Below are 11982 nucleotides of genomic sequence, written 5' to 3'. Positions count from 1 at the left end.
GCCAGGCCCTTTCGGTTGCAGCGCGAAGGTCACGCACGCTCGACCAACGCGCCCACCGTGCGCACGGTGCCGCGCCGATGAATGCGAAGCACGACGAGCGCCGCGACAAGGCACAGGCCGCCCGAGATCGTCGACGCCACAGTGTAAGTGCCGAGATCGGCTCGCAGCACGCCGGCGCCGAATGCCGCGAAAGCCGCGCCGAGCTGATGGCCGGCGACGATCCAGCCGAACACGACGGGCGCCGCCTCCTTGCCGAAGACGTCGGTGGTGAGGCGCACCGTTGGCGGCACCGTAGCGATCCAATCGAGTCCGTAGAACATCGCGAACAGCGGCAGGCCGAAGAAATCGATGCCGAATGCGTGGGGCAGATAGATCAGCGACAGCCCGCGCAGCCCGTAATACCAAAAGAGCAGCACGCGGCTGTTGAAACGATCCGAGAGCCAACCTGAGAGCGTCGTTCCGAAAAGGTCGAAAATGCCCATCGCCGCGAGCACGGAAGCCCCCTGCACCTCGCTCATCCCATAGTCGCCGCACATCGCGATGAAGTGGGTGCCGATATAGCCGTTGGTGCTCGCGCCGCAGACGAAAAAGCTGAAGAAAAGCAGCCAGAAATCGCGCTTTTTGCTCGCCGACAAGAGCATGCCGAAAGCAAGCGCCAGCGGGTTTTGCTTCGTGGCTGCAGCGGCCGGCGGGGCATCGGGCGCTTCGCCGTACGGGCGCAGGGCGACGTCGGCCGGACGCTCGGGCAGGAACAGCGCGACGAGCGGCAGCACGATAGCGGCGGCAACGGCGACGATGAGCACGACAGGGCGCCATCCGTGATGCTCGGCCACCGTGGCGAGCATCGGCAGAAAGACGAGCTGGCCCGTAGCCGAGCTCGCGGTCAGGATGCCCATCACGAGCCCGCGCCGCTCGACGAACCAACGATTGACGACGGTTGCCGAGAGTGTCAGCGCCGCGACGCCTGTCGCACTGCCGACCATCACTCCCCAAACGAGGATCATTTGCCAAGGCGCCGTCATCATCGACGACAGCGCCACGCCGGCCGCCATCGTGCCGAGCGCCGCGTAGAGCGTCGGCCGCACGCCGAAGCGCTGCATGGCCGCCGCCGCGAACGGCCCCGTCAGACCATAGAGCGCGATGTTGACCGATATCGCGAGCGAGATCGTGGCCCGGCTCCAGCCGAGATCGTGCTCGAGCGGCACCATGAGAACGCTCGGCGTTGCCCGCGTGCCCGCAGCCGCCAGCAGCACGAGGAAGACGACGGCCGCCACGAGCCATCCATAGTGAAACCGCGTTCCAATCCGTTTCGCCAGCCAGTTCATTGGTTTTCCTTATCGCGTTCGGCGCCACAGTGGCGCGGAAGTCATCTCGTGCTCGTCGTCGTTCGCCGCTCGTGTCCGTGCTCGGTTGTGACAAGTCGGTCACAAATAGAGTTGCCATCGTAGTTACCGGTCAGTAACATGTCAAGCGAGATAAATCTGAAGTCGAGTGAACATGACCCGGACCGCAGTAGAGAAGCCCGCAGGCCAAAAATCCGACCGCGTGCAACCGCGTCCTCACACGGCGGGGCCTGCCGCGCAGCAATTGCTGCTTCACGCCGCGGCAGAGCTGTTCTACCGTGAGGGAGTGCGGGCCGTCGGCGTCGATGCCGTCGTCGAGCGCGCGGGCGTAAACAAGATGAGTCTTTATCGGCAGTTTTCGTCGAAAGACGAACTTGTCGTCGCGTATCTCGAGCGATCGAGCGAGCGCTTCTTCCAGCGCTTTCAGCGAAGCCTCGACAAGCACGCCGGCGATCCTGTCCGGCAGATTGCCCAGTATTTCGTGGACCTGGCGGAGCGCGCTTCGGTCGAAGGTTACCGCGGCTGCCCGTTCGTCAACGTCTCGGCCGAGTTTCCGGATGCAAGCCACCCGGCGCGACAGTGCGTGCTGCGCAACAAGACTGAGCTCATGGAGCGGTTGACGGCGCTCGCCGCGAGCGCCGGAGCGGACGATCCCGAAGCGTTGGCGAGCGCGCTCGCGCTGCTGGTCGAGGGCGTCTACGCGGCGAGCCAAACCTACGGCCCCGGATGCGCCCCGATCAAGGCGGCGCCGCGCGTGGCGGCGCAACTCGTCGCCGCCGCCTGCTCCCGTTCACCGACGTAATCGCGCCCCGATGCCGCCCAATCCAGTAGCCGCCGATGCGGCAAACGCCACTGCCGCCGCCATCATCGCCGCCACGCAGCACTGGCTGACGCGGGCCGTGATCGGGCTCAACTTGTGTCCGTTCGCCAAGGCCGTCCACGTCAAAGACCAGATCCGCTATGCGGTCAGCGAAGCGCACGATCTCGAAGGCGTGTTGACCGATCTCGAAGCCGAACTCAAAAAGCTGGAGGCGGCGGATCCACAACGGATCGATACGACGCTCGTGATCTTTCCGCACGCGCTTGCCGACTTCGTCGAATTCAACGATTGCCTGTTCTTCGCGGAACGACTCGTGGCCCAGATGCGTTTGGATGGCGTACTTCAGGTCGCGAGCTTCCATCCGCATTACCAGTTCGAGGGCAGCGACTGGGACGATATCGAGAACTACACGAACCGGGCGCCCTACCCGATCCTGCATCTGCTGCGAGAATCGAGCATCACGCGCGCGGTCGACGCGTACCCTGACGCCGCCGGGATCTACGAACGCAATATGGAAACGCTGCGCCGCCTGGGCCACGATGGCTGGCGGAAGTTGATGAGCGAAACCCGCGACAACCACGAAGACAACGATTAAACGCCGGTGCTACCCGGCGCTCTCGCTCGAGGGTTCCGCGGCGCCGCCAGCGTGCGATTGCTCGTCTACCTCCGGCGCGAAAAACCGCTCGCGCAGTTCGTCGAGGCCGAGGGTGTCGAGCACTTGCGCGAGCCGCTCGGCCGCCCGCCGACGCGGCAGATTCTTATATTGCGCGATGATGAGCTCGTTTTTCATCGAGTGTTCCCATCCGACGAGCTCCGTCACGCTGACCTGATACCCGTGCGCTTCGAGTTGCAGGCAGCGGAGCACGTTCGTCGCCTGGCTGCCGAACTCGCGTGTATGGAGCGGGTGGCGCCAGATCTCGGTGAGCGCGTTGCCGAGCGATTTCCCCTTATTGCGGCGCAGCACGCCGGCCACTTCCGCCTGGCAGCACGGCACGACCACGATGCGGCTCGCGTGCTTGTTCAATGCGAAGCGAATCGCGTCGTCCGTGGCGGTATCGCAGGCATGGAGCGCCGTCACGATATCGACGACAGGCGGCAGCCGGTCCGAGTCGATCGATGCGGCCACCGACAGGTTCAAAAACGACATCCGCTCGAAGCCGAGCCGCGCTGCCAGCGCCGTGGATTTGTCGACGAGCTCCGCCCGCGTTTCGATGCCGTAGATCCGCGAGCCGTCGCCGGGCGGCAGCGCCTTGAAGAACAGGTCGTAAAGAATGAAACCGAGATACGACTTGCCCGCGCCGTGGTCGACGAGCGAGACGCACCCCTTTTCCCGGTGCACTTCTTCGAGCAGCGGCTCGATGAACTGATAAAAGTGATAGACCTGCTTGAGCTTGCGGCGGCTATCCTGGTTCATCTTGCCGTCGCGAGTGAGGATATGCAGCTCCTTCAGCAGCTCGACGGACTGATTTGGACGGATTTCGTAGGTTTTTGCGGACATCGAGGGCAGAACCTGCGGCCAAGTCGCGTCAAACGTGCGACAGCCTACAGAACAGCGGGAATGATCGCGTCAGTTTACCGAAAACGGCGCGGGGCGTTGCCGTCCGCCCACGCGCACCGATGGAACGGATTATGCATCGCCGGCCCCCGTTGCGCCGTCAGGGCAAGAAGCGGCAACGCCGGCACAGCCGGGGCGGACCACCCGGCGCGCCCGGCGCCATCGGCCTGGAAAGCGCTAATGAGCGATGCGTTGCCCGCATGCATGCCGCGAATGTCGTACAGGGGACCGGTCGAGGCGCGCTAAATGCGCGCATCGTGTTACGTGACAGCCGTAACCACAGAGTAACCGGCCGACGTAACGTCCGTGCATGCGGTTCTAGCGCAGTCGGCGGCATCTGGTGCAGGACCCAAGTTGAGGAAGGACGACAGGGATGGCTACGATACCTAACGGAGACGCTGAGCAAAAGTTTCAGGCGATGCTCGCCACGCTCCTCGCGGCGCCAACCGGCTGGTCGGAAAAACAGCAGTTGGAGCTCGAGATGGCGCGCGACATTTCGGTGGAAATGCTGCGCCTCGCGGAATCGATGCGCGACACGACCGACGCCGGGCTGGAGACACTGCTCACGCTGCTCAAGTACGCGAAAGTGATCGACTTCATTCTCACGACGCTCGCATCGCGGCGCGACATTCGCCCGCAGACGCTTCGCGTCATCTTCAAGCTCGCCGGGCTGAAGGTCGACGAGGCCTATCCGGGCTGACGAACGGCGAGGCGCCAGAGCGACGTCACCTCGGCCACCCTCGCGCGATAGAGCGGATCGCTTGCATCCGAGGCTTTCGGATGCTGGGGTCGTATGTCGTCGCGCCCGACGACCTCCAATCCCGCCTCGTCGAACATCGCCATCAGCGCATCGCGTGGGCGCAGACCCAAGTGCTCGGCAAAATCCGACAGAATCAGCCACCCTTCGCCGCTGGGCTCGAGATGCGCCGAGAGTCCGCCGAGAAACCCGCGCAGCATCTGGCTTCCGGGATCGTAGACGGCGCGCTCGATGGGTGAGCTCGGGCGCGCGGGCAGCCACGGGGGATTGCAGACGACGAGCGGTGCGCGACCCGGCGGAAACAGGTCCGTCTTAACGATCTCGATGCGATCGGCATAGCCGAGGCGCGCCGTGTTCTCGCGTGCGCACTCGAGCGCGCGCTCGTCGTTGTCGGTCGCGACGATGCGAGCGACGCCGCGCTTCGCGAGCACGGCCGCGAGCACGCCGGTCCCGGTGCCGATATCGAATGCGAGCGCGGTCGTCGGCAGCGGCGCACGCGCGACGAGTTCGACATACTCGCCACGCACGGGCGAGAAGACACCATAGTGCGGATGAACGTGCGCTCCGCCTAACGCCGCGATCGCCACCCCTTTCTTGCGCCATTCGTGCGCGCCGATCAAGCCCTGCAGCTCTCTCAGCGATACGACCGAGGGCGCATCGGGTTCACCGTACGTTTCGAGACAGGCGGCGCGTACGTCGGGGGCACGTCGCAACGGAATCGCGTAGTCGGCATCGAGCGGTATCAACAGCATGCCGAGCGTACGCGCGCGCTGCGCCTGGGCCTGCCGGTGCAGGTTGAACGCATCGAGCGGCGCGTCGGCGGTCTTTCGCGGCTTGCGGTCGATACGGCGCGCCATCGCCTGCAGCAGTTGGCGCGCGTTCTGAAAGTCGCCGCGCCAAAGGAGCGCCACGCCTTCGCAGGCTTGAGCGTAGGCCGCGTCGGCCGTGATGCGGTCGTCGACGACAGCCACGCGCTTCGGCACGGGTACACCGGCTTCCGAGCGCCAAAGCGCGTTATGCGAAACGCCGCCTTCCGTCCAGCCGATCGAGTTTTGAGAGGGATGCATGTCGCATTGTCGCATCCCGCGACCTTGCAAGAGAAACTGGACACCCCGTTCGCGGGCTCAAACGATCAAGGCGTTGCCTTCCGTCGCGAGCGCCGGGTTCGGCAGCGGGCCGCCCTCGCGCATGAGTCGCGTGATGCTTTCGGCATCGAGTGCCTTGCTGTAGAGAAAGCCCTGTGCTTCGAAGCAGCCGAGCGCCAGCAGGAAATCCTGCTGCGCGGACGTCTCGACACCCTCGGCGATCACGCCGAGGCCCAGCGCCTTCGCGAGCTTCACGATCGCGGTTGCGATGGCGCCGGTCTCGCGCCCCCCCTGCCCTATGCCCTCCACGAAGGCCCGGTCGATCTTGATGCGATCCACGGGCAGCGTGCGCAACTGGTTGAGGCTCGAGTAACCGATGCCGAAATCGTCGATTGCGACTGTGACGCCGGCGCGGCGAAAGTCGTAAAGCCGGCGCACCGCCAACTCGGGCTGCTTCATGAGTGCCGTCTCGGTGACCTCGAGCTCGATCGTGGCCGGGTCGACGCCTGTTTCCCGCACGATCGCTTGGAACGCCTCGACGACATTCCCGCGCTGCAACTGCAGCGCCGAGAGATTGATCGACAGGCGCTTCGGCCGCACGCCGGCACTGCGCCAAAGGGCCGACTGACGGCATGCCTCGCGCAGCACCCATTCCCCGAGGTCCGATACCAGTCCGGAGGCCTCCGCGACCGGAACGAACAGCGCGGGCTCGACGTCGCCGTATAGCTCATCGCGCCAACGCACGAGCGCCTCGACGCCGACGAGCTTTCCGTCACGCATATCGACCTGGGGCTGGTAGTGCAGACGCAGCGCGCCCGACTCGATCGCCTTTCTGAGCCGACTCGACAGCTTGAGCCTCGCGTCGGCCGCCTCGCTCATTTCCGCGCGGTAGTAGGCGCAGCAATTGCGGCCGCGGCTTTTGGCGACGTACATCGCCATGTCGGCCGAACGAATGAGCGCTTCGGCGTCGCTGCCGTGGACCGGAAACACACTGATGCCGATGCTCGCGCCGATGTGCAGCTCATGTCCGCCGGCATGAATCGGCTGCGCCATCGCCGCGAGGACGACGTCGGGCAGTTCGCGTCGATGCGCCCCGTCCGCGCCCGTCGTCACGATAAGAAACTCGTCGCCGCCGTAGCGGGCGACCAGGTCGCCGCCAAGCGCGCAGCCCGAAAGACGCCGCGCCACCTCCACGAGCACCTGATCCCCGATGCCGTGTCCGAGCACATCGTTGACCGTCTTGAAGCCGTCGAGATCGATGAAGAGCACGAGGATCCGCCCGTCGGCCCGATCCGGATCGGCAAGCAGCGCCTGCAACCTCGTGCCGACCGTGACGCGATTCGCCAGTCCGGTCAGTGTGTCGCGCTCGCTGAGCTCGCGCAGCCGGCGCGAGCGGTCGAGCAGCTTGACCGAGACGTCGTGCGTCACCTTGGCGTACACGAGCGGGTAGACGAAGATGACGGGAAGCCATGCGGGCGCAATCCGCACCGAGAGCGGATCTATTCGAATGCCCAGGCCGATTATTCCTGACAGGACGCCCACGACGCTCGCCGCCATCCCGCCGAGAAAGATGGGCCAGCCGCCGACCGCCATGCTGTCGAGGGCGAACATCAAGAGGATGACCACAGTCGCGAGCGGCTCGAAATGGACCGCCGCGACGAGCCATCCGCCGAACGCGCAGTCGAAAATCAGATTCCACTGCTCGCGCTTTGGCGCGTCGCCTCCCGAGCGCACGCGCTGGTAGGCGATGTGTGGCCAGACGCAGCAGACGAAGAGCACGATGCCGAAGAGCCACGCTGGCGCCCGCTGCGCACGCAGCAGCAATAGCACCGGCGCCGCACCCATCGTGTAGCCGAGCACGCGTAGCTGATAGATGCGCCGCACAAGACTGGTCGTCCAGCCCGCATCGCCCCTTCCGGACGTAAGCACAGAGGTTTTCCCGACGGGTTTGTAGGATCTGACGAGAGTAGACCAGATCCCGCGAGTCAGCGAGCATTCAGGCGTCGATGCTACCCTCCCGGACGTATTAACGGCCAAGCAGCGCAAACATTGAGGAGGCAGGCCAAACCGGCGTCAGTCTGGTCGCCCACGCCAACCCAGGCCGAGGCTCTTCTGAACCAGCGCGTAATCCTTGAGCAGCTCGGCCTGGCCCGCCACGACGTCCTGTTGTGCCGAGAACTGCGTGCGCTGGGTATCGAGCAGATCGATGAGCGTAGATACGCCCGCCCGGTAGCGCTGCTGCATGAGGACCGAGGCGCGATCGGCCGAACGCTGCACCGCGTCCAGCCGCACGAGGTGCTCGCGCTGATGGCCGTAGCGCGAAAGGGCCGCATTGGCGTCTTGCAGGGCCGCGAGCACCGTCTTCTCGTACTTCGCGCTCGCCTCGTCGCGCGACGCTTCGGCGCTTCGGACGTTGGCCGCCGTGCGGCCGAAATCGAACGCGTTCCATTGCAGGAATGGCGCGCCGAACCACGAGAAGTTGTTCTTGTGAAAGAGGTGCCCCGGATTGGCGGCCGTGAAGCCGAGGTCTCCATAAAGCGTCAGCTTTGGAAAATAGTCGGCAATATGCTCGCCGATTTGCGCATTGCTCGCCGCCAATCGCCGCTCCGCGGCGCGCACGTCGGGGCGCTGCCGCATCAGCAGGGCCGGATCGCCCACGGGCACGGCCGCCGGCAATGACGGCAGCGGCCGTGCCGATGCGAGCTCGGCATCGAGCGCGCCGGGCGCGCGTCCCGTCAACACGGAGAGTCGGTCGAGCGATTCGGCAATCTGCTCATCCAGCGGGGCGATGGTCGCGCGCGTGGTTTCGACCTGGCTCGTGAGCCGCTCGACGTCGACGTCGGCCGCCGTGCCGCCCGCACGGCGCTGCTCGGTCAGCGTCAGCATGCGCTGCTGCAGTTCCGCCATATCGCGCGCCAATGCGAGGCGTTGCTGCTCGTCGCGCAGATCGAAGTAGGCCTGCGCCACTTCGGCCGCGAGCGCGACTTGCGTGTCGGCGAGATCGGCGTCGACGGCCTCGGCCTGAGCCGAGGCGGCCTCGACGGCACGCCGCGTACCGCCGAAGAGGTCGATCTCCCACGATGCCTGGAGCGTCGCCGCGTAGAACTGCACCGGGCCGCCCCCGCTCGACGAGCCTTGTCCCGAGCCATTGCCGCCCGACGAGAACAGGTTGCCGAGATCGGGCTGACGCATGCGCAGCGCGGCGGCATCGGCGCTGACCTTCGGCAGTTGATCGGCATGCTGCAGGTTCAGCTGCGCACGGGCTTCGCGAAGACGCGCCTCGGCTGCGTGGACATCAGGATTGTGCGCGAGCGCCGCATCGATGAGCGCATCGAGCTGCGCATCGCCAAGTGCGTGCCACCAATCGTTCGGAGCTGGACCGCTCGAGACGCCGGCCGATGGCGTGCGTACGAAGGCCGGTGCGTGGACAGCATCGTTGGCCACCGGCGGCGCACCGCGGTAGTCCCGGCCGACGGTGCATGCGGCGAGCGCAACCGTGACTGTCACTGTGAGGCCGCTCGAGCGCAGAACAGTCGGCAACGAAACGAAGGGCAAAGAACGGCGGATCTGCGTCGTCATGACATTGTTGGTCGTACTGATCGTTAGTGGCCCGAAGCCTGCGACGCGCCAGTCGTCGATTGCGATTGCACAGGAGTCCTCAGCAATAGTGCAAGCGGAATGCAGACCAGGAGCGCGATAGCGAGCGCATAGAACGTTTCCGCGTACGTCATGACCGACGCCTGCACCTGAATCTGCACCGCAAGCTGACCGAGCGCGCGCATCTTCGCGTAGGCCATGTCGCCCGTCTGCACGAACCAATTGGCGCCGTTGGCCGCAATGCGCTCTTGGCCGATCACCGAGTTGGCCGTCAGCGACTCACGGATGGCCTCGGTATGGAAGGTCGTGCGCCGATCGATGATGACGCCGATGATCGCAAGACCGATCGAGCCGCCGAGATTGCGCGCCATGTTGTAAAGCCCCGCCGCATCGCCCGAGTCTTCGCGCGAGACGGCCGCCATCGACGCCTGGTTGAGCGGCATCATTGCGAGCATCTGCCCGGCGCCGCGCAAAAGCTGCGACCAGACGAAGTCGCCGCCGGCACTTTGCGCGGTGAGGGTCGTATCGAGCAGGCAACTGCCGGCAAAACAGAGGAGCCCCGTCACCACGAGAATCCGGAAATCGACGGTCGAGAGCAGGCGCGGCAACAGCGGCATCATCAGGAACGAAGGTAGCCCCGAAAGGAGCATGATCGCGCCCGACTGCTCGGCGTTGTAGCCCGAGATGATGCCGAGGAACTGCGGCACGAGGTAGGAGACGCCATAGAGCCCGGCACCGACGGCGGTCACGATGACGATGACGCTCGCGTAGCGGGCATTGCTCATCAATGCGAGCCGCATGATCGGCTTCTTCGCGACGAACTGCGAGATACCGATGAGTATGAATCCCAGACCGCTCAAGCAGGAGCAAAACACGATCTGCTGCGACTCGAACCACTGATGCCGCTGCCCTTCTTCGAGCACGACAGTCAGCGAGGAAAGACCGATCGACAGGCCCACTATGCCGATCCAATCGGCATTGACGAACTCATGCCAATGCGGCCGATCTGCGGGAAGCCCCACGATCAGCAGCGTCACCAGCGCAACGCACACGGGCAGATTGATGAAGAAGCACCATCGCCATGAAATGTTCTCGGCGAGCCATCCGCCGACGACGGGGCCGAGCAGAGGCCCGAGCAGCACGATCAGGCCGAAGATCGTCATGCCGATCGACATCTGCGAGCGCGGCAGCCGGGTGCGAACGATCGTTTGCGCCGTCGGTATCATCGCGCCGCCCGTGAAACCCTGCCCGATGCGTCCGACGATCATCCACTCGAGCGAGCTCGAGAGCCCGCACATCATCGAAAAGATCGTGAAGAGCGCCGCGTTGACGAGCAGGAAATTGCGCAGCCCGAACACGCGCGTGAGCCAGGCGGCGAGCGGGATCATGACGATCTCGGACATCAGGTAGCCCGTGGAGATCCAGGTCCCCTCGGTGCCCGTCGCGCCGACGGCGCCCTGAATCTGCGGCAACGCGGAGTTCGTGATCGAAATGTCGAGCGTCGCCATCAAGGCGCCGAGCGCGCCCGCGGCAACCGCGATCCAGTCGACGGGGCTCGCGCGCTCAACTTGCGCGGGAGCGCGCGAGGACGAGATCGGCGACGCGTCAGCCATGTCGATTTTCGCCGGCGATCCGCTTGTCGTCTTCGCGCGCCGAGCGCGTATCGACATCGACGGTCACCGAAAGGCCCGGCAGCAAGACGCGACGCGTCTCGGGCCCCGTATCGATACGGATGCGCACGGGCACGCGCTGCACGATCTTCGTGAAGTTGCCCGTCGCATTCTCGGGCGGAAGCAGCGCGAACTGCGCGCCGGTGCCGGGCGCGAAGCTCTCGACGACACCATGGAGGTCGACGCCGTGCAGCGCGTCGACGTGAAGCGTCGCCGGCTGGCCGACGCGCATGCGTCCTACCTGCGTCTCCTTGAAGTTCGCTTCGAGGTAGACGTTCTGGACCGGGACGATCGTCAGAAGACGCGTGCCCGGCTGCACGTACTGGCCCACGCGCACCGTGCGGTCGCCGACCCGGCCTTTGATCGGGCTGTAGAGCGTCGTGTCGCGCAGATCGAGCCGCACCTGCTTCACGTTGGCCTGCGCCGCTTCGAGCTGCGCGCGCGCCTGGGCAATCTGCGCCGTCGTGGCCGCGATTTGCGTCTCGGCCGAGTGGACCGCCGCGGCGTTCGACGCCAACGTCGCACGCGCCTGGTCGCGCGTGCTGACCATATCGGCCAGGCGCTCCGCCGTCTCGGCGCCCGTTGCCGTGAGCGGCGCATAGCGGCGCACGTTGTCTTCGGCGTGCGCAAGCGCGACGCGCGCCACTTGCTCGTCCGCTTGCGCCTGCGCCACCTTGGCGCGCTCTTGCAACAGATCCGCCTGGGCGCGCTCGAGATCGGCCGCGCGTGCGTCGACGGTAGCCTGGGCCTGATCGACCGATGCCTGATACTGTCGCGCGTCTAGCCGCGCGAGCGGTGCGCCGGCCTCGACCGTCTGATTGTCCGCGACCAGTACCTCGGTGACGTACCCGCTCACTTTCGGTGCGATCGTGACGCCGTCGGCCTGAAGATAGGCGTCGTCCGTGCTTTCGATAAAACGACCGACCGTCCACCAGTGGACGAGCCAGACCGCCGCGCCAAGGCCGAGCGCAACGGCGAGTAGGATGAGCAAACCGCGCCTCTTTGGGCGCGCCGGAGCGGCGCCACGCGAGGTATCCTCGGCCGGTTTGCCTTCGGCGACGGCATTGCGGGCCGGGCCGGCGCGCCTTGGGGCATCGACGGTTTCGGACATGAGGGATTCTCCTGAGGAAGCGCAGGCAATTATTCCAGTTGGAA

10 protein-coding genes are annotated in these 11982 nt (G+C 65.6%); 3 read left to right on the top strand and 7 right to left on the bottom strand.

What is annotated here, in order from left to right; translation table 11 throughout:
- Window positions 1-29 precede the first annotated feature (29 nt).
- Window positions 30-1325: an MFS transporter gene (locus tag AB4Y31_RS28465; protein ID WP_368676909.1), complete on the bottom strand. Its 1296-nt coding sequence runs from the start codon at window positions 1323-1325 to the stop codon at window positions 30-32.
- 172 nt (window positions 1326-1497) lie between these two features.
- On the opposite strand from AB4Y31_RS28465, the gene AB4Y31_RS28460 reads away from it, so the two are divergent.
- Both AB4Y31_RS28460 and AB4Y31_RS28455 read left to right on the top strand, forming a co-directional pair.
- Window positions 1498-2145: a TetR/AcrR family transcriptional regulator gene (locus AB4Y31_RS28460; protein ID WP_368676908.1), complete on the top strand. Its 648-nt coding sequence runs from the start codon at window positions 1498-1500 to the stop codon at window positions 2143-2145.
- A 10-nt stretch (window positions 2146-2155) separates the two neighbouring features.
- Entirely contained in the window at window positions 2156-2758 is a 603-nt protein-coding gene (locus AB4Y31_RS28455; RefSeq protein WP_368676907.1) for a DUF1415 domain-containing protein, read from the top strand.
- A 9-nt stretch (window positions 2759-2767) separates the two neighbouring features.
- Here the strand turns inward: AB4Y31_RS28455 and AB4Y31_RS28450 are convergent, their stop codons facing one another.
- A complete protein-coding gene (locus tag AB4Y31_RS28450; protein ID WP_368676906.1) occupies window positions 2768-3661 on the bottom strand; it encodes an SAM-dependent methyltransferase in 894 nt (297 codons plus the stop codon).
- A 430-nt stretch (window positions 3662-4091) separates the two neighbouring features.
- Here AB4Y31_RS28450 and AB4Y31_RS28445 point away from each other — a divergent pair, with 430 nt between their 5' ends.
- Window positions 4092-4418, top strand: coding sequence for a hypothetical protein (locus AB4Y31_RS28445; protein ID WP_018440357.1), 327 nt, complete (start codon window positions 4092-4094; stop codon window positions 4416-4418).
- Here AB4Y31_RS28445 and AB4Y31_RS28440 read toward each other — a convergent pair.
- The 5 genes from AB4Y31_RS28440 to AB4Y31_RS28420 all read right to left on the bottom strand — a co-directional run bounded on the left by AB4Y31_RS28440 (window position 4406) and on the right by AB4Y31_RS28420 (window position 11938).
- Entirely contained in the window at window positions 4406-5542 is a 1137-nt protein-coding gene (locus tag AB4Y31_RS28440; protein WP_368676905.1) for a methyltransferase, read from the bottom strand. The two genes, AB4Y31_RS28445 and AB4Y31_RS28440, sit on opposite strands and share 13 nt — an antisense overlap.
- 57 nt (window positions 5543-5599) lie before the next feature.
- Window positions 5600-7489, bottom strand: a complete 1890-nt coding sequence (locus AB4Y31_RS28435) for an EAL domain-containing protein (protein ID WP_368676904.1) — start codon at window positions 7487-7489, stop codon at window positions 5600-5602.
- 144 nt (window positions 7490-7633) lie between these two features.
- Window positions 7634-9139, bottom strand: coding sequence for an efflux transporter outer membrane subunit (locus AB4Y31_RS28430; RefSeq protein ID WP_368676903.1), 1506 nt, complete (start codon window positions 9137-9139; stop codon window positions 7634-7636).
- Between the two features lie 23 nt (window positions 9140-9162).
- Window positions 9163-10770, bottom strand: a complete 1608-nt coding sequence (locus AB4Y31_RS28425; RefSeq protein WP_368676902.1) for an MDR family MFS transporter — start codon at window positions 10768-10770, stop codon at window positions 9163-9165.
- Complete coding sequence (locus AB4Y31_RS28420) at window positions 10763-11938, bottom strand: HlyD family secretion protein (RefSeq protein WP_368676901.1); 1176 nt, start codon at window positions 11936-11938, stop codon at window positions 10763-10765. Before AB4Y31_RS28420 ends, AB4Y31_RS28425 begins: the two co-directional genes overlap by 8 nt.
- Between the last annotated feature and the right edge of the window lie 44 nt (window positions 11939-11982).

The sequence above is a fragment of the Trinickia sp. EG282A genome, assembly GCF_040965455.1.
Taxonomy (GTDB): domain Bacteria; phylum Pseudomonadota; class Gammaproteobacteria; order Burkholderiales; family Burkholderiaceae; genus Trinickia; species Trinickia symbiotica.
This window is presented reverse-complemented; position numbering and strand designations above follow the sequence as displayed.

Coding starts and splice junctions, on each gene's coding strand:
- AB4Y31_RS28445 (WP_018440357.1), top strand. CDS start 4,092: ATGGCTACGATACCTAACGGAGACGCTGAGCAAAAGTTTCAGGCGATG.
- AB4Y31_RS28440 (WP_368676905.1), bottom strand. CDS start 5,542: ATGCATCCCTCTCAAAACTCGATCGGCTGGACGGAAGGCGGCGTTTCG.
- AB4Y31_RS28465 (WP_368676909.1), bottom strand. CDS start 1,325: ATGAACTGGCTGGCGAAACGGATTGGAACGCGGTTTCACTATGGATGG.
- AB4Y31_RS28460 (WP_368676908.1), top strand. CDS start 1,498: ATGACCCGGACCGCAGTAGAGAAGCCCGCAGGCCAAAAATCCGACCGC.
- AB4Y31_RS28420 (WP_368676901.1), bottom strand. CDS start 11,938: ATGTCCGAAACCGTCGATGCCCCAAGGCGCGCCGGCCCGGCCCGCAAT.
- AB4Y31_RS28430 (WP_368676903.1), bottom strand. CDS start 9,139: ATGACGACGCAGATCCGCCGTTCTTTGCCCTTCGTTTCGTTGCCGACT.
- AB4Y31_RS28425 (WP_368676902.1), bottom strand. CDS start 10,770: ATGGCTGACGCGTCGCCGATCTCGTCCTCGCGCGCTCCCGCGCAAGTT.
- AB4Y31_RS28455 (WP_368676907.1), top strand. CDS start 2,156: ATGCCGCCCAATCCAGTAGCCGCCGATGCGGCAAACGCCACTGCCGCC.
- AB4Y31_RS28450 (WP_368676906.1), bottom strand. CDS start 3,661: ATGTCCGCAAAAACCTACGAAATCCGTCCAAATCAGTCCGTCGAGCTG.